General features: G+C 65.8%; 16 protein-coding genes, 1 tRNA gene and 1 other RNA gene. 5 read left to right on the top strand and 13 right to left on the bottom strand.

Annotated features, from left to right (window positions below; all coding sequences use genetic code 11):
* Nucleotides 1–96 precede the first annotated feature (96 nt).
* Complete coding sequence (locus GTZ99_RS15860; RefSeq protein WP_161720656.1) at nucleotides 97–846, bottom strand: phosphatidylserine decarboxylase; 750 nt, start codon at nucleotides 844–846, stop codon at nucleotides 97–99.
* Between the two features lie 203 nt (nucleotides 847–1049).
* Between GTZ99_RS15860 and GTZ99_RS15865 the strand changes: the two genes are divergently transcribed.
* Nucleotides 1050–3110 carry a TonB-dependent receptor plug domain-containing protein gene (locus tag GTZ99_RS15865; protein WP_161720658.1) on the top strand — a complete coding sequence of 687 codons (2061 nt, stop codon included), beginning with the start codon at nucleotides 1050–1052 and terminating at the stop codon, nucleotides 3108–3110.
* A gap of 42 nt (nucleotides 3111–3152) precedes the next feature.
* Here the strand turns inward: GTZ99_RS15865 and GTZ99_RS15870 are convergent, their stop codons facing one another.
* Nucleotides 3153–3578 (bottom strand): DUF1573 domain-containing protein, encoded by a 426-nt coding sequence (locus GTZ99_RS15870; RefSeq protein WP_161720660.1) that lies wholly within the window; start codon nucleotides 3576–3578, stop codon nucleotides 3153–3155.
* Between the two features lie 253 nt (nucleotides 3579–3831).
* Here GTZ99_RS15870 and GTZ99_RS15875 point away from each other — a divergent pair, with 253 nt between their 5' ends.
* The 3 genes from GTZ99_RS15875 to GTZ99_RS15885 are packed head-to-tail and all read left to right on the top strand — an operon-like array spanning nucleotide 3832 to nucleotide 7860.
* The gene (locus tag GTZ99_RS15875) at nucleotides 3832–5736 is read left to right on the top strand and encodes a potassium transporter Kup (protein WP_161720662.1); all 1905 of its coding nucleotides are present in this window, start codon (nucleotides 3832–3834) and stop codon (nucleotides 5734–5736) included.
* A 7-nt stretch (nucleotides 5737–5743) separates the two neighbouring features.
* Nucleotides 5744–7189, top strand: coding sequence for a sensor histidine kinase (locus tag GTZ99_RS15880; protein ID WP_161720664.1), 1446 nt, complete (start codon nucleotides 5744–5746; stop codon nucleotides 7187–7189).
* A complete protein-coding gene (locus GTZ99_RS15885; protein WP_161720666.1) occupies nucleotides 7186–7860 on the top strand; it encodes a response regulator transcription factor in 675 nt (224 codons plus the stop codon). Before GTZ99_RS15880 ends, GTZ99_RS15885 begins: the two co-directional genes overlap by 4 nt.
* Before the next feature lie 188 nt (nucleotides 7861–8048).
* On the opposite strand, the gene GTZ99_RS15890 is transcribed toward GTZ99_RS15885, so the two are convergent.
* Both GTZ99_RS15890 and GTZ99_RS15895 read right to left on the bottom strand, forming a co-directional pair.
* Nucleotides 8049–8243 carry a hypothetical protein gene (locus GTZ99_RS15890; protein WP_161720668.1) on the bottom strand — a complete coding sequence of 65 codons (195 nt, stop codon included), beginning with the start codon at nucleotides 8241–8243 and terminating at the stop codon, nucleotides 8049–8051.
* Between the two features lie 400 nt (nucleotides 8244–8643).
* Nucleotides 8644–8729: transfer RNA gene (locus GTZ99_RS15895), tRNA-Tyr, on the bottom strand.
* A 166-nt stretch (nucleotides 8730–8895) separates the two neighbouring features.
* Here GTZ99_RS15895 and rlmB point away from each other — a divergent pair.
* Nucleotides 8896–9726 carry a 23S rRNA (guanosine(2251)-2'-O)-methyltransferase RlmB gene (gene rlmB, locus GTZ99_RS15900; RefSeq protein ID WP_161720670.1) on the top strand — a complete coding sequence of 277 codons (831 nt, stop codon included), beginning with the start codon at nucleotides 8896–8898 and terminating at the stop codon, nucleotides 9724–9726.
* Nucleotides 9727–9871: 145 nt separating this feature from the next.
* Here the strand turns inward: rlmB and GTZ99_RS15905 are convergent, their stop codons facing one another.
* The 9 genes from GTZ99_RS15905 to GTZ99_RS15945 all read right to left on the bottom strand — a co-directional run bounded on the left by GTZ99_RS15905 (nucleotide 9872) and on the right by GTZ99_RS15945 (nucleotide 20173).
* Entirely contained in the window at nucleotides 9872–10144 is a 273-nt protein-coding gene (locus tag GTZ99_RS15905; RefSeq protein ID WP_161720672.1) for an HU family DNA-binding protein, read from the bottom strand.
* Nucleotides 10145–10418: 274 nt separating this feature from the next.
* On the bottom strand, nucleotides 10419–12824 hold the full coding sequence (gene lon, locus GTZ99_RS15910; protein ID WP_161720674.1) for an endopeptidase La: 2406 nt from the start codon (nucleotides 12822–12824) through the stop codon (nucleotides 10419–10421).
* Nucleotides 12825–12982: 158 nt separating this feature from the next.
* Entirely contained in the window at nucleotides 12983–13741 is a 759-nt protein-coding gene (locus GTZ99_RS15915; RefSeq protein ID WP_227711431.1) for a hypothetical protein, read from the bottom strand.
* Between the two features lie 17 nt (nucleotides 13742–13758).
* Nucleotides 13759–14094, bottom strand: coding sequence for a YbaB/EbfC family nucleoid-associated protein (locus GTZ99_RS15920; protein WP_161720678.1), 336 nt, complete (start codon nucleotides 14092–14094; stop codon nucleotides 13759–13761).
* A complete protein-coding gene (locus GTZ99_RS15925; protein ID WP_161720680.1) occupies nucleotides 14094–15962 on the bottom strand; it encodes a DNA polymerase III subunit gamma/tau in 1869 nt (622 codons plus the stop codon). The genes GTZ99_RS15920 and GTZ99_RS15925 overlap by 1 nt, the downstream gene beginning before the upstream one ends.
* Nucleotides 15963–16054: 92 nt before the next feature.
* Nucleotides 16055–16150: signal recognition particle sRNA small type (ffs, locus tag GTZ99_RS15930), an RNA gene on the bottom strand.
* Nucleotides 16151–16335: 185 nt separating this feature from the next.
* Nucleotides 16336–16614, bottom strand: coding sequence for an ETC complex I subunit (locus GTZ99_RS15935; RefSeq protein ID WP_161720682.1), 279 nt, complete (start codon nucleotides 16612–16614; stop codon nucleotides 16336–16338).
* A 45-nt stretch (nucleotides 16615–16659) separates the two neighbouring features.
* The gene (gene hrpB, locus GTZ99_RS15940) at nucleotides 16660–19113 is read right to left on the bottom strand and encodes an ATP-dependent helicase HrpB (protein WP_161720684.1); all 2454 of its coding nucleotides are present in this window, start codon (nucleotides 19111–19113) and stop codon (nucleotides 16660–16662) included.
* Nucleotides 19114–19141: 28 nt separating this feature from the next.
* Nucleotides 19142–20173, bottom strand: a complete 1032-nt coding sequence (locus GTZ99_RS15945; protein WP_161720686.1) for a polyprenyl synthetase family protein — start codon at nucleotides 20171–20173, stop codon at nucleotides 19142–19144.
* Between the last annotated feature and the right edge of the window lie 133 nt (nucleotides 20174–20306).

Consider the following 20306-nt stretch of genomic DNA (forward strand, 5'->3'; position numbering starts at 1 on the left):
GCCCGAACCGCCGCGCGCCGCGCGCCGCGTCATGATGCGACGCCGCCTCGAACACGGCCTCGTCAGAGGTTTCAGGCTGTTGCGGCGCGGGATCGGTCACTGCGCGACACCCTCGATCATGGGCGCCTGACCGATTTCGGCCAAAACGGTTTCACCCGCCACGGTACGCTGGCCCAGAACAACCATCGGTTCAGTATCTTCGGGCAGATAGACGTCAACGCGGCTGCCGAAACGGATCAGGCCAATGCGCTGCCCCGCACCGATAATGTCGCCCGGCTTGACGAACGGCACGATGCGGCGCGCCACCAGCCCGGCGATCTGGGTAAAGCCGACCATCACGCCATTGCCGCGATCGACCAAAATGTGCTGGCGCTCGTTCTCTTCGCTCGCCTTGTCCAGATCGGCATTCATGAACTTGCCGGGGATATAGATCACCCGCGTCACCGTGCCCGCGATCGGCGAACGGTTGATATGCACGTCGAACACGCTCATGAAAATCGAGATTCGCGTGACGGGGGTGGTGCCCAGTCCAGCCGTGCCGCTGCCATCATCCATCACCAGTTCGCGCGGGGGGATCACCTTTTCAATCAGGGTGATCAAACCATCCGCGGGCGCCACGACCAAGCGGTCGCCGCGCGGAGTGACGCGCTGAGGGTCACGAAAGAAGGCGCAAATGCCATAGGTCAGGATGCCCAGCGGCCATGCCAGCAGGCTCCATCCCATGATTGCGCTCAACACGCAGGCAACGGCGCTGACCGCTGCGAATTTACGTGCTTCGGGGTGAACAGCGGGCCAGTGCCACGATGCCGTGCCACGCCCGCGATTGTCTGAAATTTCTCCGGCCATGACGATCCTCTAGGCGCTATGCGCAAAACCCACAAGCGCCCTTCGCAGTCGCGTCATACGCTTTCCCGCAATTACCACAGGCACGCCCCCGCTGCGTTAACCATACTTCCTTGCGATAGCCCCTAGGCCGGGCTGGCCGGAGGCTTAGGGCGGGCGGCGTATAGCCTCCTCGGCATCCCCCATTTCTATTTTGCAGAGACCGCATGGTATCGACATTACTTCTTTTCGGTGCCGGTTTGGGCGCGCTTGCCGTTCAGCCCGCCGCCGTTCCGGACCCTACCGTTGCCGCCGACGGGCCAACCGCGCCCGATCTGCGCAGCCTCTCGCTGGAGGAACTGTTGGCGCAGGAGGTGACAACCGCCGCCAAAAAGCCGCAACGCATCGCCGACACCGCAGCAGCGATCTACGTCATCACACAAGAGCAGATCGCCCATTCGGCCGCGCGCAACCTGACCGATGTGTTGCGCATGGTCCCCGGCCTTGAGGTGTCCGACGTGCAGGGATCAGGCTCGGCGGTTTCGGCGCGGGGTTTTTCCTCGCGCTATGCCGGGAACATTCTGGTGATGGTCGATGGCGCGGCGATCTACGGCAGCTCGGTATCGGGAATCTTCTGGGATCAGGCGATCTTCCCCTTGCAGGACATCGAACGGATCGAGGTCATCCGTGGCCCCGGCAGCGCGCTATGGGGCGGCAATTCGGCCAATGGGGTGATCAACATCATCACCCGGCAAAGCGTCGACACGCAAGGCTGGCGCAGCACCGCGCAGGTGGGCCCGCTGCAACAACGTGTCGAGGCAGGTTATGGCCGCGCCCTGTCGGACAAGGCGTTCCTGCGGGCCTATGGCACCTATCGCCACGCCATATCGACCGATTTCATCGGCACGCACCCGTTCCATGTCGATTGGCAGGGCGGATTGGGGGGGCTGCGGCTGGACATCGCGCCGTCGAACCGCGACGCGGTGGTGGTGGTGGGCGAATATTCGGCGGGGCAATTCGGTGACGTCTTCGTCAACGCCGCCCCCTCGCCCTATGTGCCCAAAACCATCGTGACCCCGCTCGACAACCAGTTCGCCTCGCATCACCTGCTGGCGCGCTGGCGGCACGCCTTGTCAGACGATCTGGATGTGACGGCACAGGGCTATTACAACTATCTGATGCGCGACGAATGGGGCGGCCGCATTGCCCGCCAATTGTACGACGCCAGTGTGGAAAGCCACTGGCGCGCCAACGCCACGCATGAATTCAATCTGGGCGTTTCGGGGCGGATCATCCGCGAATTCGGCCACGCAGGCCCGCATTCGACGCTGTCCACGCCAACGGCGGTCGACCGGCAATTGACCGCCTATGGCCAGGATGACATCTGGTTGATCGCCGACCGGCTGCGGCTGACGCTGGGCACCAAATTCGACGCGTCCAATTTCGCCAAAAGCAGTTGGCAGCCCAACGCCCGCCTGTTCTGGCGCCTGTCGCCCACCCATGCGGCATGGGGCTCGGTTACGCGCAGCGTGCGCAGCCCTTTGCTGATCATGCGCGGCATGCGCTATGACTATGGCCTGCTGGTGTCGCCCGCGCCGGGCGCGCCGCGCGGCTTTTACCAGACGCGCGTGGCTGGCACCCCCGATGTCGACAGCGAACGCATGACCGCGATCGAGGCGGGCCTGCGCGGCACGATCGCGCCTGGCTGGACCTATGACCTCACCTTGTTCGAGGACCGCTATGAAGGCGTTTCGACGCTGAACCTGATCGACAGTTCGGCCTATATGGTCAACACGCCGGCCGGGCCGGTGCCGGTGGGGGCGAATGTCTCTTTCGTCTATGGCAACCGGGCCAAGGCGCGCGCGCGCGGGTTTGAACTGCAACTGGCGGGCCACATCCGCCCGTGGTGGAAGGTGGAACTGTCCTATGCGTGGCTGGACCTGACATCGGCCTTTGATCCGGGGGCCATGACCACGACGCTGGAAATGGTGCCAACCGGCCTGTCCTCGCCGGGGCAATGGCGGTTTTCCAGCACGATGGAGTTGAACGAACGCTTGTCGCTGAGCACCTATGTCCACCGGGTCAGCCAGTCGCGCGATGGCACGCGCGGCGCCTATGCCAAGGTGGACCTGCGCGCCACATGGCGGCCGCGCCCCAATTGGGAACTTTCGCTGGTAGGGGCCGACCTGCTGGACGAACACCGGGTCGAGTTCAACTATACCCAGGTGCCCACGCCGCAGGTCTATGTCACCCGCTCGGTCTTTGCCGAGGTGCGGTTGCGGCTGTAGCACTCCGCTTTTGCGGATGGTGCCACAGCCACCCCGTGTCGCTTACATCCGCGGCTCGGCCGAGCCATAGGAAACCTGACCAACCAGCGTGATATAGGTGGGCGTTGGCGCATTGGTCCCCATCGTCACCGTCCGTTGCAGCGGGCCGCCACGGCCGGTCGAATCAAACGTGAAGCGCAATGTGAACTTGCGACCGGGCATGATCGGTTCGCGGGTGAATTGCACCTTGATGCAGGCGCACCCGGTCGAGATATTGGAAATAACCAGCGGCCCCTTGCCGTCGTTCATCATCACCAGGTCGCGCACGACCTGCTGACCGGCAACCACCGAGCCAAAGTCAACCGGCGTCAACACCGGTTCAACATGGGCGGAGTCGGCGTTGATGCTGGGCACAGACTGCGCCATCACCGGCACCGCCGCGCCCAGCGACAACCCGGCCGCCAACACAAGCATCATTTTGCGAGTCATACCTTACCCCCAAACAGAAACATCCTGATCACGGCATAAACGCCATGATCCGCCCGACAAGGGGCAAATCGCCACAGTCCCGTCCGGCTTGGCCCATTCACGCCAGACAGCCTGAACGGCCGCTGTACGCCGCAAATGACACAAGACCACCCATCCGGCTTTACGCGTTTCTTACGCGCCGGGGCGACAATTCGCATGGCGCATTAATGCCCCTTGGCGCGATGGCCGACTGCATCACGGAAGGACTTTTGTCATGCAGACACACAGCCATGTCGACACCACCTCGCTGCGCATCCGGACGCTGGGCGCGATCGGGGTGGTGTATGGCGATATCGGCACCAGCCCCCTGTACGCCCTGCGCGAGGCCTTGGCCCAGACCAGCGCCGAGGGCATCTCCCGAGCGGAAATTCTGGGCGTGCTGTCGCTGGCGCTATGGGCGCTGATCATTGTCGTGAGCGTCAAATATGTCGCCTTTCTGACGCGCATGGACAACAATGGCGAAGGCGGCGTGCTTTCGCTGATGGCGCTGGCGCGCCGGGCAACGGGCGGGACATGGGTGATCGTCACCCTGCTGGGCGCGAGCGGGGCAGCGCTGTTCTATGGCGACGCGATCATCACTCCCGCGCTTTCCGTACTCTCGGCGGTAGAGGGGCTGCGCACCATTCCGGGCGTGGGCGGGATGACACAGCCGGTCATTCTGGGCATCACGCTGGCGATCCTGCTGGGGCTGTTCGCGTTTCAGGCGCGCGGCACGGCGGGCGTGGCGGCGCTGTTTGGCCCGGTATGCCTGTTGTGGTTTGCCGTGCTGGCGGCGAGCGGCCTGTGGCAAATCGCGCAACACCCCGCCATTCTGGCCGCGTTCAACCCGTTGCAGGCCGTTGACTTCCTGCTCTCGCACGGGGCGGTGGGGCTGTTTGTGCTGGGCGCGGTGTTCCTGACGGTCACCGGCGCCGAAGCGTTGATCGCCGACATGGGCCATTTCGGCCGCCAGCCGATCCAGCTGGGCTGGCTGGTGCTGGTGTGGCCGGCTTTGACACTGAACTATCTGGGTCAGGGCGCATTGGCGCTGGGCGCGCTGGACGCCGCCTCGGCCCAAGGCCACACGCTGGCCAATGCCGACTGGTTTTTCCTGATGGTGCCTGATGCATGGCGCGCGCCGCTGGTGCTGATCGCCACGCTGGCCACGATCATCGCCAGTCAGGCGGTGATCACCGGAGCCTATTCGCTGACCCACCAAGCCATCGCGCTGGGCCTGTTGCCACGCATGGACCTGCGCCAGACGTCGGCGCAACAGATCGGCCAGATCTATATGCCCGGCGTCAACTGGCTGTTGCTGTTTGGCGTGGTGGTGCTGGTCTTTGGTTTCCGCGACAGTTCGTCGATGGCGGCGGCCTATGGCATCGCGGTGACAGGCACGATGGTGGTCACCACCTGCCTTGCCTATGTCATCGCGTGGCGGCACTGGCGATGGCAGCCGATCTGGGCGGCGGTGCTGATCGCCCCCTTTCTGGCGCTTGACCTGTTCTTTTTCGGCGCGAACATTCTGCGCGTGACCGAGGGCGGCTGGGTGCCGCTGGTAGTGGCCGGGCTGATGGGGCTGGTAATGGTGGCATGGCTGCGAGGCCGCCGCGCGACACAGGAACGCACGAGCGCATTGGGCGTGGACATGCGCGACATCGCCCGGGCGCTGGCCACCCGCCCGCCGGTACGGATCGAAGGCACGGCGGTGTTCCTGACGCAAAATCTGGACATCGCGCCCGCCGCTTTGCTGCACAATCTCAAGCATAACAAGGCGCTGCACCGTACCTCGATCCTGCTGCGGATCGAAACACGCCCCCGCCCCTGGGTGGAACCGGCCGACCGTCTGGTGCTGGAGCGGATCGACGACAATTTTGTGCGCGCCCATCTGCGCTATGGCTATATGGACAAGGTGGACGTGCCGAGCGATCTGGCCCGCAGCGAAGGGCTGCTGGCTGGACCGGGGGGCACCTCGTTCTTTGTGGGACGCAGTGCGATCCGCTTTGCCACAAAGCCCTATCTGCCGCGCTGGGTGACAGTGCTGTATACCTTCCTGCACCGCAACGCCGCCGACCCCACCGCCTATTTCGCCATCCCCCCCAACAGGGTGGTCGAACTGGGCAGCCAGATCGAGCTATAGTCGCCCCATGACCCGCACCCCCGCCCTGATGATCGAGGCCTTGCTGGCGGTCGCCGCCGTCGCTTGGCTGACCGCGACGCTGTTGCCGGTGCTGGGGCTGGCGTCCTGCGCGTTGCTGTTCCTGCTGCCGGTGCTGTTGGCGGCCACCCGCGGCGGGGTATGGCCGGGGCTGAGCGCGGCGCTGGCGGGGGCGGCTGCCTACAACTTCTTTCTGCTGGAGCCGCGCTATTCCTTTCGGGTGCATGAGCTGGACAATCTGATCAGCGTGATCGTGCTGGGGCTGGTGGCGGTGGTCACCAGCCGTCTGGCCACCCGCCTGATGCGCCGCGAAGCCGAAGCCAACGAGCGCGCCCACGCCAGCGAGGAGGCCGCCACGCTGGCCAACCTGCTGGCTGGCGGCCCTCCTGACGAGGCGCTGGGGCGCGGGCTGGGTTTTGTCGGCGCGCGCTATGGCGATGTCCGGCTGCTGGACGAAAGCGATCTGACGCGCGGCGATGCGGCCTTCCCCTCACTGGACCTGTCGGCGGCGGCTTGGGCCATCCACAATGGCGATATCACCGGCCATGGCACCGAAACCATGACCCCTGCCGAATGGACCTTTGTCCCGCTGGCCGCGCGCAGCCGAGCGGACAATGCGGTGGCCGCCTTTGCCCGGCCCGCCGATGGCCGCATCCGCACGCCTGCCGAATTAGGCCAGATGCGCCAATTGTGCCTGTTGCTGGGCCAATGCCGTGATCGCGCCTGTCTGGAAGCAGAGCGCCGCGAGCGCGAGATGGTCGACGCCCGCGACCGCCTGCGCCGGACACTGCTGGCCTCGTTGGCGCATGATTTCCGCACACCGCTGACGGTGATCGGCGGGCGGCTGGAACTGTTGGCCGCGCACAATCCAGAGGCTCACGACGCCTTGCTGGCCGCGCGCCGGCTGGATCGCACGATGACCGATCTGATCGGCCTGGCCCGAATCGAGGACGGTTCGCTCCACGCCTGCCGTGACAGTCTGGACGTGGTGGATGTGCTCGCGGCAGTATGCGAGGGCTGGCCCATGCCCGCCGGGATCGCCTTGCACCGCGCCATCGCCCCCGACCTGCCGTTTGTGATGGCTGATCCGGTGCTGTTGCACCATGTGATGACCAATCTGATCGACAACGCGCTGCGTCACGCCAAAACCTGTGTGACGGTCTCGGCGGCGCAGCGTGAGGGTAGATTGTGGTTGATGGTTGACGATGATGGCCCGGGCGTCCCCCCGGCCGATCGTCAGCGCATCTTTGAACGCTTTCGCCAGATCAAAGGCTCCGACCGCAAGGCGGGTAGCGGCTTGGGGCTGGCCATCGTCAAAGGCTTTGCAGAGGCGATGGACATCACCGTATGGATCGAGGCCGCTCCACACGGCGGCGCGCGCTTTGTCCTGTCGCTGCCCGTCTGCGGCGCCCCTGAAGACGGAGAGCCGGCATGAGCCGCATCCTGTGCATCGACGATGAACCCGCCATCCTGCGCCTGCTGGAGGTGATCCTGCGGCGCGAGGGGCATCAGGTACTGACCGCGGCTGACGGGCGCAAAGCGCTGGCGGCGCTGAGCGCGGGCGGGATCGACGCCATCCTGCTGGATCTGGGCCTGCCCGACCGTGACGGGCTGGAAATACTGGCCGCCATCAACGCCCATGCCGCCATCCCGGTCATCGTCCTGTCGGCCCGCAGCGAAGTGGATGAAAAAGTGGCGGCGCTGGATCTGGGCGCGGTGGATTATGTGACCAAACCATTCGACGGTGACGAATTGCTGGCGCGGCTGCGGGTGGCGCTGCGCCGTCATGGCCCCGCCACAGTTCAGCCCGACATGCTGGAGCACGGCCCCTTTCGCATGGACCTTGGCCGCCATGAAGTGACCGTGGCCGGCCGGTCAGTGGCGCTGACGCCCAAGGAATATGCCTTGCTGCGCGCCCTGATCACAGCGGGCGGGCGCATCCTGACCCACAGCGCCCTTTTGGAGCAGGTCTGGGGCAAGGCGCACAGCCATGACGTGGAATATCTGCGCGTGACCATCCGGGCGCTGCGCCTGAAGGTGGAGGACAACCCCTCCGAGCCAAAGCGCATCCGCAACGAACCGGGCATCGGCTATCGCCTGAGCTGACCGCATCGCGGGGCAAGGTCTGGACGCCTCACCAAAGGAGGCAAACGCCGCAGCCCAAACGCCGGATCTACCGATCGTCCCAGGGCATCGCAGGCGGTGCGATGGCAGACAAAGGCATATGGCGCGCGAAATAGGCGCCTTTGGAACGCTGCGCAAAGCCTGTGCTGTTGCGCAGCATCCCTGACCGTTCAATCCAGCAATGCGCGCAGCTTGTTGATCAGGCCGCCGATACGCTCGGCCGCTTCCCCGAAGGTCTTGACGTCCTCGCGATTGCTGTTGCCCCGCGCCTCTTTCGCGGATTCCAGATAGCCTTCCATATCCGCTTCCAAGGCATCCACGATCATTTCGGCCTCGTCTTCGGTAAGTGTCAACTTGATCGCCATTTGCCTCATTTCCTGCTGTTGCGGCGCGCTCATAGGCGCGAGGCTGGCGGCGCGTCCAGTCCCACCGGGCATCGCTCCCCAAGAACGTCTGCCGCGCGCTTCGCACCAGACCGGCAACGGGCGCCCTGTGTCAGACCACACGCCCAACCCGGATATGTCACCTTGCCGGTGGGGTCGCGTTTCTGACCGGATAGAGACCCGCTCAGGCCTGCTCAGGCCTGCGCGCCGGTCAAGGCACCCACACCAGGCACGCTCCACGCGTTGTACGCGGCGTTTTGCGCCTGTGCGCAGCGGCGCCCGCCCACAAGCGGCAATCGCGCCCAGCAAGGGCTCCCTTTCGGGAAACCTTATCAAATCAGAGGAGTAAGTTGCTGATGTTTCCGAAGAAACAAGGAAACGGTGGTGGACAGGGCTAGATTCGAACTAGCGTACGCTCACGCGGGCAGATTTACAGTCTGCTGCCATTAACCACTCGGCCACCTGTCCACACCGTCAGGCCTCTTGCGAGGCATTCAAGCTTGGGGGTCTCCCCCCGAATGGCCCCGTTTGTGTGGGGCCGTTCAGCCGAGGACCGCGCCTATGAGCATCTTGGCCTTGCCTGTCAACACTCTGATTGGCAAAGGCCAGAAAATTTTTCGTGAAAGGAAATGCAATGAGCAGGCATGGCGACGAGTCGGAAGGGCGCGAACCCGCAGGACGCCGCGGAAAAGCGCTGCGTGGGCGCGCTGGTCGCATGCAGGGCGGGCGCGGCTCGGGCCGGGCCGGCAAGGGCGCGGTTCGGCTGTGGGGACACCATGCGGTCGAAGCGGCATTGATGAATCCGAATCGCTCACACCGAAAATTGTGGGCAACACGCGAGGCGATTGCGAATCTTTGTGGCGATTTGCCCGCTGATTTTACGGTCGAATATGCGCAGGCCGTGGATCTGGCGCGTCTGGTCGCGCGCGATGCGCCGCATCAGGGGCTGGTGCTGGAATGCGATCCGCTGGACGATGTCTTTCTGGACGACGTGCTGGATAGCGATCCCGAACGCCCGATCATCGTGCTGGATCAGGTGACCGACCCGCACAATGTCGGCGCGATCATGCGCTCGGCGGCGGCGTTCAATGCCTGCGCGATTGTGACGCAGGATCGTCATGCGCCGCCCGAATCGGGCACGCTGGCCAAATCGGCATCGGGCGCGCTGGAGATCCTGCCATGGGTGCGGGTGGTCAATCTGGCCCGCGCGCTGGAGGAAATCGCCGAAGCGGGCTATTGGCGGATCGGCCTGGCGGGCGAAGCGCAATCGACGCTGGCCGAGGCGCTGCCGGCGGGCCCTGTCGCGCTGGTGCTGGGCGCTGAGGGCGATGGCATGCGCCACAATATCACCCAGCATTGCGACGCGCTGGCCCGCCTGCCCATCCACGAACAGATGGAAAGCCTGAACGTATCCAACGCTGCGGCCATCGCACTGTACGCGGCGGCCGCGCGCGTGTTTGACTGACAGCCGCCGGGGGAGGTCCGCCCTCCCCCGCACGCACGCCGCACAGGCACAGAAAAAGCGCCGGGTGGGCATCCCCACCGCGGCGCTTTTTTCATCCTGATGGGCCGCGAGGCGTGGCGACCCATGGATCAGGACAGAGACGCTCTTAGTTGACGGCGTCCTTCAGGCCCTTGCCGGCCTTGAACTTGGGCTGAGCCGAAGCCTTGATCGGCATCGGTTCGCCGGTGCGCGGGTTGCGGCCGGTCGAAGCCTTGCGCTTGGCCACCGAGAAGGTGCCGAAGCCGACCAGGCGCACTTCGTCGCCGGCCTTCAGAGCGGCGGTGATGGCGTCAAACACGCCTTCCACAGCCTTGGTAGCATCGTTGCGGGTCAGGCCGCTGGCCTCGGCAACGGCGCCGATCAGTTCGTTCTTGTTCATTAGGAAACCCCTGGCTTCGGTGAAAACTGAAAATTTTTGAATCGCCTCGAAAAGCGGGGCGGAATTGAGCGAGTTTTGCCCGATCTGTAAATGCCGAAAATGCGTCAATCCGGCCAATTATCCACGAATTGCGGCATTTCAGGGGATAAGCTGGCCTGATTGAGCGCCTTTGCCCCGCGCAGCGCGGCGTTTCGCGCAAGCATGGCGCAAACGGCCGGGCTGGACATGCCAACCCGGCCGCGATTCGCCGCGATGCAGCGTTATCGGTCTGCGATCAATGCGCCGTGGCGGCCGCGCCCGAACCGGGCAAACCGCCATTCGCGCCCGGCTGACAGGCCAGTTCGTCCGCCTCGGTCCACTCGATCGGTTCGGGCACCTGAACCAGCGCGCGGGCCAGAACCTCCTCGACATGGGCGACTGGCACGATCTCCAGCCCTTCCATGATGTTGGCGGGGATCTCGGCCAGATCCTTCTGGTTTTCCTCGGGGATCAGCACGGTCTTGATGCCGCCGCGCAACGCGGCCAACAACTTCTCCTTCAGCCCGCCAATCGCCAGCACCCGGCCACGCAGCGTGACCTCGCCGGTCATCGCCACATCGGCGCGCACCGGGATGCCGGTCAGCGTGCTGACCATCGCGGTGACCATGCCGATGCCCGCCGACGGCCCATCCTTGGGCACCGCGCCTTCGGGCAAGTGGATGTGCAGATCCTTGCGATTGAAGATCGAGGGCTTGATACCATAGGCAGGGCTACGCGCCTTGACGAAGGAGAACGCCATCTGGACGCTCTCGCTCATCACCTCGCCCAGCTTGCCGGTGGTCTTGACCGCGCCCTTGCCGGGGACGGTGACGCTTTCAATCGTCAGCAATTCGCCGCCCACCTCGGTCCAGGCAAGGCCGGTCACCGCGCCGATCTGGTTTTCCTCATCGGACACACCATGGCGGAACTTGCGCACGCCTGCATAGTCGGACAGGTTTTCGGGCGTGATCGTCACGCTCTTTTCCTTGCCTTCCAGAATGGCGCGCAAGCTCTTGCGGGCCAGCCGGGCGATCTCGCGCTCCAGCGTGCGGACACCGGCCTCACGCGTGTAATAGCGGATCAGGTCGCGCAGACCCGCTTGCGTCAGGATGAACTCCTCGGCGCTCAGGCCATGGGCCTCCATCTGCTTGCGCACCAGATGGCGCTCGGCAATCTCGACCTTCTCGTCCTCGGTATAGCCCTCCAGCCGGATGATCTCCATGCGGTCCAGCAAAGGCTGGGGCAGGTTCAGGCTGTTGGCGGTGCAGACGAACATGATGTCCGACAGATCAACGTCCAGCTCCAGATAGTGGTCCTGGAACTTGGCGTTCTGTTCGGGGTCCAGCACCTCCAGCAGGGCGCTGGCCGGATCACCACGGAAGTCCTGACCCAGCTTGTCGATCTCGTCCAGCAGGAACAGCGGGTTTGACGTGCCAGCCTTCTTCAGGTTGGCGACGATCTTGCCCGGCATCGAACCGATATAGGTGCGGCGGTGGCCACGGATCTCGGCCTCGTCGCGCACGCCGCCCAGCGACTGGCGGATGAATTCGCGCCCACAGGCCTTGGCGATGCTCTTGCCCAGCGAGGTCTTGCCCACGCCCGGAGGCCCGACCAGACACAGGATCGGTCCCTTCAGCTTGTTCGTGCGGGCCTGCACCGCCAGATATTCGATGATGCGGTCCTTGACCTTGTCCAGCGCATAGTGGTCAGCGTCCAGCACCTCCTGCGCGGCGGCAATGTCGCGCTTCAGCTTGGACTTCTTGCCCCAGGGCAGGCCCAGCAGCACGTCCAGATAATTGCGCACAACGGTCGCCTCGGCGCTCATCGGCTGCATGGTGCGCAGCTTCTTGACCTCGGCCTCGGCCTTGGCACGCGCTTCCTTCGACAGCTTCAGCTTCGAGATCTTCTCCAGCAGTTCCTGGATCTCGTTGCCCTCGCCGTCCTCGCCGCCGCCCAGCTCGCTCTGGATCGCCTTCAACTGCTCGTTCAGGTAATATTCGCGCTGGGTCTTTTCCATCTGGCGCTTGACGCGGCCACGGATGCGGCGCTCGACCTGCAACACGCCCAGCTCGCCTTCCATGAAGCCATAGACCATCTCCAGCCGCTTGAGCGGATCAGCCTCGGACAACAGGGCCTGCTTGTCGGCCACCTTGGCGCTGATATGCGAGGCGACGCTGTCGGCCAGCTTGCTGGCGTTGTCGATGTCGGCCAACTGGTCGCCGGCCTCCTGCGACAGCTTCTTGTTCAGCTTGGCATATTCCTGGAACTGCTCGACCACGCCGCGCATCATGGCGGCCACTTCGGTGCCGTCGACCTCCAGATCCTCGACCATCTCGATCTGCGCGCGCAGCATCTCGGTCTCGTCGATGATGCTGGCCATGCGCGCCCGGCTCTGCCCCTCGACCAGCACGCGCACCGTGCCATCGGGCAATTTCAGCAGTTGCAGCACGCTGGCCACCACGCCCACGTCATACAGATCGTCGGCATGGGGATCGTCACAGCCCGGGTCCAGCTGTGCCAGCAGGAAAATGTCCTTGTTGCCGGCCATCGCCGCTTCCAGCGCGGCGACCGATTTCTCGCGGCCGACGAACAACGGCACGACCATGCCGGGAAAGACAACAATGTCGCGCAGCGGCAACAGGGGGAGTTCGTTCACTGTCATATCCATCCATTATAGAACGCACGCGGCCGAAACCGGGCGCCTGCCGCAAGGAATTTTCCGGATGCGGCCTTGATTGCTGACGATATGGGGGCAAATGCGCAGGGCGCAATGGGTAATCCACTGCCTTCTTGCATCCCTGTGACAGACCAAGCCCGCCCCTACTGCGCCGCCTCGACCAAAGCGCGCAGCCGCGAGGGCGGCACCGCCATCCCCACCAGATCGCCCCGATCCACCCCGCCGCCCAGATGCAGGCCAACCACCTGCCCCGCGGCATTGACCACCGCCGCGCCACTGGACGCCCGCAACTGCAACGTCGCGTCGACAAAGACATATTGCAGGGCGTTGTCGCCGACATAGATCACCCGCGCGGCATGACGCCGCACCCGGCCATCGGCCGTCATCGCGGCCACCACCCACACATCATCGCCCACCGCTGGCGGCCTATCGGCCAGCCGCAACCGCTCAGCCCCAGCCACCCCCACAGCGTCGGTGGCAAAACCCGCGACATCGCGAAAAGGCATCGCCATGGGCACCGCCCCGGCGATTGCCAGCGTGCGCCGCGCGGTCCACGCCTGCCCCTGCGCCCCGCGACAGGTGGTCAGCCCCACATGCTGCGGCAGGTCCGCAGACAGGATCTGTGCCGGCAATCCGCCATTGGGCCCAAACAGATGCAGCGCCGTCACCAGCATCACCTGCTCCGCCCGGGGGGCAAGTGGATTGTCGGGACGGGGCGGCGGCGTCAGATCCAGCACAAAGGCGGTTCCAGCCGCTATCGCCTGCCCGTCCACCGCGAATTGCGGGCGACAAGTGGCAGCCACGGGATCAGGCGCGACGACCGAGGCGTCACTCTGCGCACAGGCCACCGCCCCCTGACCCGCCAACAGCACAGCCAGTCCGGCCGCGAACGCATGCCGCACCATACGCCCCGTTCCGTTCAGAACGGCAGCTTGAAGCCCGGTGGCAAGCCCATGCCGCTTTGCGCCTTGGCCAGTTCGGCCCCGGCGACTTCATCGGCCTTGGTGCGCGCATCGTTGAACGCGGCGGCCACCAGATCCTCCAGCATGCCCTTCTCGCTGGGCGCCAGCAGACTGTCGTCGATCGCCACGCCGATCACCCGGCCCTTGGCGCTGGCGCGGATCTTGACCAAGCCGCCACCAGACACGCCCTCAACCTCCAGCGCGTCCAGCTTGTTCTGCGCCTCGTTCATCTGCTTCTGGATGGTTTCAGCCGCCTGCTGCGCGGCCTTGATCATCTCTTCCATCGACTTCATCATCTGCTCCAATTGCCCTGCCGGCGCGGATAGCTGCCGGCGTTGCGCTCTTCTTCCACGATTTCGGCCTGCGGGAACGCGGCAAAGGCCGCCTCCACCAAAGGCGATTTGCGCAGCGCAGCCTTGTCCTCGGCCTCGCGCTGCTCACCCACCTCGACCAGTGACGGCTGCCCGCCATCGGCATGGCGGACGACCTCCCAATGGATGCCGGTCGCCTGTTGCAGCGCGGCCTTTACATGGGGGGTGATGTCCTCATGAAACCCCGGCGGCTGGGCGAATTCCAGCCTGCCCGGTGCCAGTGTGATCAGCCGCACCTGCATCCGCAACATGCTGCCCGCCGACATCGAGCCATGCTCCACCCGGTCCACCAACGCGCCCCAATCGGCGCGCATCGCCTCGGCGGGATCGGCCACTGGCGCCGGCGCGGCGGCCATCGGCGCCCCGCCCGACGGCGCGGCAGACGCACTCGCCAGCGCGCCACTGGCAGCCAACCCCTCGATCCGTTTAACCAACTGCGCCGGATCGGGCATGTCGGCGGCGTGCAAACATCGCAACAGCGCCATTTCGGCCGCGGCCAGCGGGTCGGGCGCGGTGCGCACCTCGTCATGGCCCTTGAGCAACAATTGCCACAGCCGGTGCAACTGCCCCGCGCCCAGCGCCTTGGCCCAGTCCTCGATCGCCTGCCGTTCCTCGGCCGAGACCGCCTGCGCGTCCCCCCGGCCCACCTTGGCCAAAGTCACGCGGTGGCACAGTTCCATGACCGAACGCATCAGCGCCAGCGGCTCGATCCCCAGCGCGAATTGCCCCGCCACCAGATCCAGCAAAGCCCCGCCATCGCCCGCCAACAACGCGGCAAACAGACGGCGCTGCGCGGTCTTGTCCGCCAACCCCAGCATGTCGCGCACCTGCGCGGCCGACACCCGCGTCGCGCCATCGGCCCCGCCCTCGCCCGCCAGATCGGCATGGGCAATCGCCTGATCCAGAATCGACAGCCCGTCACGCACCGAACCTTCGGCCGCCTCGGCCACCATGGCCAGCGCCTCTGCCTCGGCGTCGACGCCCTCGGCGGTGCAGATCCCGGCGAAATGCTGCGCCAACAGCCCGGCCGAAATACGCCGCAGGTCAAACCGCTGACACCGCGACAACACCGTCACCGGCAGCTTGTCCACCTCGGTCGTGGCGAACAGGAATTTCACATGTGCGGGCGGTTCTTCCAGCGTTTTGAGCAGCGCGTTGAACGCATTGCGCGAAAGCATGTGCACTTCGTCGATGATATAGATCTTGTAACGCGCCGAGACGGCGGCATAACGCACCGCCTCGATGATTTCGCGCACGTCATCAACGCCGGTGTGGCTGGCCGCGTCCATCTCGATCACGTCGATATGACGGCCCTCGGCAATCGCCACACAGGGCTCGCACTGGCCACAAGGGTCGATCGTTGGCCCACCCTTGCCATCCACGCCCACACAGTTCAGCGCCTTGGCAATCAGGCGGGCGGTGGACGTCTTGCCCACCCCGCGCACGCCGGTCATCAGGAACGCATGGGCCAGTCGGTCGCGACTGATCGCATTGGCCAGCGTCTGGACCATGGCGTCCTGCCCGATCAGCGCGGCAAAGGTCTGGGGCCGGTATTTGCGCGCCAACACGCGATAGGGCTGTGCCGAGGCGCCGACCGGCGCGGGTGCGGCGGGCGCAGGCGCGGGCGCGGCGGGCGCCGGTTCGGGCGCGGCCGCCACCGGCGCGGGTTCGCCAAACATGCTGGACTGCCCCGCCGCTTCCAGTTCGGCCGCGCTGGGGGCGTCATCGTCCCACGGCAGATCGTCGTCCGCGCCATTGCCGCCGGTCATGTCGGGTGAATCAGCCATCATGCCGCCGTGTTAGGCCAGCGCGGCGCACTTGTCGAATGGCCAAAGCCCGCAAGCCACCGCCCAAAGGGGCGCGCGTCGATCAAATTGTGTGGAAAATAGGAGCCGGCCGACCCGCCGCAATTCCGTTGTGGCTGCTGCCTTCCGGCCCTGACCAGGTTGGCGGACGCAAACGTCCGACCGACTCCCAAGCGGGCCTATGGCGAGGGATCGCCCATTGCACAAGAGGCAAACTGGCCCTGTGGATCAGTTTTTCACCCCATCCACCCCCGCCGCTGGCAAAAACCCGGCCCGCCAGACAGCAAAAACCCGCGCCTGCCATATGGCAAACGCGGGCCGCGTGCGGGCCGATCAGGCCGCGCAAACGCCAGTCAGCTTAACGGAAATTGTCGGCGTAGGCCTGCAACTTCAACCGGCGCGGCGGGGTGGCATGCACCACGGCGTCAATCCCGTGCTTGTCGGCATAGGCCTGCGCCTCTGCCTGCGAGGCAAACTTCAATGTCACCTGCGCCTGCGTGTCGCCAGAACCAGCCCAGCCCATCAAAGGCTCGGCGCGGCGGGCCTCGGCGGGGGCGAATTCCAGGATCCACTGGTCCAGCAGGGCCTTGCCCGACTGCATGGCGTTCTTGGGGCGCTGATAGATACGTGCGGTCATAGGCCGTGCCCATGCATCCGAATCACCCCCGAAATCAAGAGGCCATCACGGCTTTCGCCCCGCATTGAACGCGTTTTTCGTCTTCAGGCTGGGATCTTCGGCCCAAGGCTCGTCCGGCCAGCGGTGTTTGGGGTATCGCCCCTTCATGTCCTTGACCACATCGCGCCAACTGCCGCGCCAGAATCCGGGCAGATCGCGGGTGGTCTGGATCGGCTTGCCGCCGGGCGATGTCAGCTTCAGTAACAAGGGCTGCGGCGGTTGGCCAAAGGTGGGGTGCCGCTCCAGCCCGAACAATGCCTGCACACGGATTTCGATACTGGGGCCGCCCGGATCGTCATAGTCGATGGGGTGCGAGCTGCCCGCCGGACTGGTAAAATGGGCGGGCACCAGCCGGTCCAGCGCCTGCTGTTCGTTCCAGCCGATGCGGTTCTGCAACGCCTGATGCAACGCCTGCGGCTTGACCTGATCCAGCCGCCGGGTCAGATGGGGACCTGCCCACTCCTCCAGATCGGCCAACAGCGCGGCCTCGGACAGGCTGTCGATCCCGGCAAAACGGGCGCGGCGCAACAGGGCCTGCGCGCCCTTGCCCAATGGCAACAGGTCCAGGCCATCGGCGCGGATGCGTTCGCACAAAAACGCCACCAGCGCGGCCGGATCGGGCGCCGGATCAGAGCCACGGGCAAAGACAATCGCCCCCAGCCGCTGCTCCAGCAAAGCCTCGGCCCGCGTCTCGTCCGCGACCCAGCGCAAAGTGGGGCGCCGCGCGATCCGGTGCGAGAGGTGGCGCAGCACGTCGGCCTCGGTCAGGGCGATGGCGCCGGTGATGCGGGCGCCCTTGGCCTGCCCCTGCGCCTCGCCCACGGCCAGAAATTCGGCGCGGGCCAGTGGCGAGATGGCGTCCAGAATGAACCCCCTGCCCCCCGCCGCGATCCAGTTTTCGCCCGATGCATCGCGCCGCTTGGCCAGATTGTCAGGGAAAGCCTCGGCCAACAGGATGCCGGGCGGCGGCGGATCATCGCTGATCTGGTCCACCAGCCCCCGCGCCCGTTTGGCCCAATTGCGCGCCATCGCCCGCGCCGCATCTGCCCGGCTCGACCGGTCGGCGCGCCAGCGGCCCAAACGCGCCTCCAGATCCTCGCCACGGCCGCCCAGCGCGCGTTCCTGCAGCAACAGCGCCAGCTCTGCAGCCACATCCTGCGCCCCGCGTTCGGCGGCGAACAACAGCATATGCGCCTGTTCCGGCCCCATCGGCAGGCTGGCCATGGCGCGGCCATGCGGCGTAATCCGCCCAGTTGCGTCCAGCGCTCCCAGCGCGGTCAGCTTTGCCCGCGCCGCCTCCATCGCGGCGGCAGGCGGCGGATCGATCCACGCCATCGCGCCCACATCGCCCGCCCCCCATTGCGCCAGCGACAGCGCCAGCGGCGCCAGATCGCTGGTCATCACCTCTGGCGGGTCAAAGGCGGGGCGGCCGACATGGGCTGCCTCTTCCCACAGGCGATAGGCGATGCCCGGCCCCTGCCGCGCGGCGCGGCCCGCGCGCTGGGCGGCGCTGGCCTGACTGGCGCGGGTAGTGATCAGGCGCGTGACGCCCGCCGCCTTGTCAAATTCGGGGCGGCGCGACAGGCCGCAATCGACCACCACCGACACGCCGTCCAGTGTCAGCGAGGTTTCGGCAATGCTGGTGGCCAACACGATCCGGCGGCGGCCATCGCCATCGCGGCGGATCGCGGCGCGCTGCGCCTGCGGCTCACACTGGCCATGCAGTGGCAGGATCGGGGTTTGCGGCAAACGTTCGGCCAGCCGGTCGGCCACCCGGGAGATTTCCCCCACGCCGGGCAGAAAGGCCAGAATATCGCCCTCCGTCTCGCGCCATGCGGTAAGGACGGCGGCGGCCATCGCCTCGTCCACCCGCTGTTCGGCGCGCATGCCCAGCCAGCGGATGTCCAGCGGATAGGCCCGGCCCGCGCTTTCGATCACCGGCACATCATCGCCCAGCAAGGCGGCAAAGCGCGCGCCATCGATGGTCGCCGACATCGGCACAATGCGCAGATCATCGCGCAACACGCTGGCGCTTTCCACCGCCAGAGCCAAGCCCAGATCGCTGTCCAGATGGCGCTCATGCGCCTCGTCGAACAACACCGCCGACACGCCCGCCAGTTCCGGATCGGCCAGAATGCGCGCGACAAAGATCGCCTCGGTCACCACCAGAATGCGGGTGCGCGCGCTGCTCTTGCTGTCCAGACGGGTCAGATAGCCGACCGTCTCGCCCGGCTTTTCGCCCAGCATCTCGGCCATGCGTTCAGCTGCGGCACGCGCGGCCACACGGCGGGGTGACAGAACGATCACCTGCCCGCCGCACCATGGTTCACGGATCAGCGCTGGCGCAACGGCGGTGGTCTTGCCAGCGCCGGGCGGCGCGATCAGCACCGCGCTGGAGCGGACGCGCAACGCCGCCAACAGTTCGGGCAGCACCGCGTGTATGGGCAGATTGTCAGCCATCAGCCCAAATCAGGCCAGCCGCCGCCGATCAGTACCGGCGGGCAACGGCGAACAGGGCGGCTTCTTCCATGGCCACGCGGATCGGGCTGGGCGGGAAAATCGACAGGGCGGCGATCGCCTTTTGCGCATATTCCTCGGCCCGCTGGCGCGTGGCGGCGACGGTGCCATGGCGCGCGATGATCGTCACGGCGCGCTCGAGATCCTCGTCGCTGTTCAGGAAACCGGCGATGGCGTCACGCCAGAACTGCCGCTCCTCCTCATCACCTGCCGCATAGGCCAGGATCACCGGCAGCGTCATCTTGCCGTCGCGGAAATCGTCACCCTTGCCCTTGCCCATCTCGGCGGCCTCGGAGTCATAGTCGATGGCATCGTCCACCAACTGGAACGCCACGCCCAGATAGCGGCCATAATCGTCCAACGCCTGTTCCTCTTGCGCGGGGCGGTCGGCGACGACAGCGGCCACGCGACAAGCCGCGGCAAACAGCGCGGCGGTCTTGGCCGCGATGATGTCCAGATAATGCGCCTCGGTCGTCTCGACCTTGCGCTGGGCGGTCAGCTGATCCACCTCCCCCTCGGCGATCACGGCCGAAGCGGTGGCCAGAATGTCCAGCACCCGCAGATTTTGCGCGCCGACCATCAATTGGAACGCGCGGCTGAACAGGAAATCGCCCACCAACACCGTGGCCGGATTGCCATAGATGATATTGGCGGCCGCCTTGCCCCGGCGCAGGTCCGAGCCATCGACCACATCGTCATGCAACAGCGTGGCGGTGTGGATGAACTCAACCGCCGCGGCCAGCTTGTACTGATGCTCACCGGCATAGCCGACCAGTTCGGCACCAGCGACCGTCAGCATGGGACGCATCCGCTTGCCCCCGCCAGAGATCAGATGGCCAGCCAGCGCGGGGATCAGGGGAATGTCGCTCTGCATGTGCGTCAGGATCACGGCGTTCACGCATTCCATACCCGGCGCGGTTAACGCCAGAATGGAATCAAGCGAGGGTGCGGCCAGCATGTCTGACGAGCGCTGCACGCGCGAAGAGGCGATTTGGGCAGTCATTCTGGCGCCCATTGCGCGCAAGGGGCCCTGAACGCAAGCCCTAAGCAGGGCCTAAATCCGCCAAAACCCGATTAATCCGCCACACCGTGCCGCGTTGGCGACAGGCCTTGCCCCCAATCCGCCGCATTGGCGC

The sequence above is a fragment of the Novosphingobium ovatum genome, assembly GCF_009909235.1.
GTDB lineage: Bacteria > Pseudomonadota > Alphaproteobacteria > Sphingomonadales > Sphingomonadaceae > Novosphingobium > Novosphingobium ovatum.

Bases quoted from the DNA above. Each gene is read 5' to 3' on its own strand.
- GTZ99_RS15860 (WP_161720656.1), bottom strand. From the start codon at position 846: ATGGCCGGAGAAATTTCAGACAATCGCGGGCGTGGCACGGCATCGTGG.
- GTZ99_RS15865 (WP_161720658.1), top strand. From the start codon at position 1,050: ATGGTATCGACATTACTTCTTTTCGGTGCCGGTTTGGGCGCGCTTGCC.
- GTZ99_RS15870 (WP_161720660.1), bottom strand. From the start codon at position 3,578: ATGACTCGCAAAATGATGCTTGTGTTGGCGGCCGGGTTGTCGCTGGGC.
- GTZ99_RS15875 (WP_161720662.1), top strand. From the start codon at position 3,832: ATGCAGACACACAGCCATGTCGACACCACCTCGCTGCGCATCCGGACG.
- GTZ99_RS15880 (WP_161720664.1), top strand. From the start codon at position 5,744: ATGACCCGCACCCCCGCCCTGATGATCGAGGCCTTGCTGGCGGTCGCC.
- GTZ99_RS15885 (WP_161720666.1), top strand. From the start codon at position 7,186: ATGAGCCGCATCCTGTGCATCGACGATGAACCCGCCATCCTGCGCCTG.
- GTZ99_RS15890 (WP_161720668.1), bottom strand. From the start codon at position 8,243: ATGGCGATCAAGTTGACACTTACCGAAGACGAGGCCGAAATGATCGTG.
- rlmB (WP_161720670.1), top strand. From the start codon at position 8,896: ATGAGCAGGCATGGCGACGAGTCGGAAGGGCGCGAACCCGCAGGACGC.
- GTZ99_RS15905 (WP_161720672.1), bottom strand. From the start codon at position 10,144: ATGAACAAGAACGAACTGATCGGCGCCGTTGCCGAGGCCAGCGGCCTG.
- lon (WP_161720674.1), bottom strand. From the start codon at position 12,824: ATGACAGTGAACGAACTCCCCCTGTTGCCGCTGCGCGACATTGTTGTC.
- GTZ99_RS15920 (WP_161720678.1), bottom strand. From the start codon at position 14,094: ATGAAGTCGATGGAAGAGATGATCAAGGCCGCGCAGCAGGCGGCTGAA.
- GTZ99_RS15925 (WP_161720680.1), bottom strand. From the start codon at position 15,962: ATGATGGCTGATTCACCCGACATGACCGGCGGCAATGGCGCGGACGAC.
- GTZ99_RS15935 (WP_161720682.1), bottom strand. From the start codon at position 16,614: ATGACCGCACGTATCTATCAGCGCCCCAAGAACGCCATGCAGTCGGGC.
- hrpB (WP_161720684.1), bottom strand. From the start codon at position 19,113: ATGGCTGACAATCTGCCCATACACGCGGTGCTGCCCGAACTGTTGGCG.
- GTZ99_RS15945 (WP_161720686.1), bottom strand. From the start codon at position 20,173: ATGACTGCCCAAATCGCCTCTTCGCGCGTGCAGCGCTCGTCAGACATG.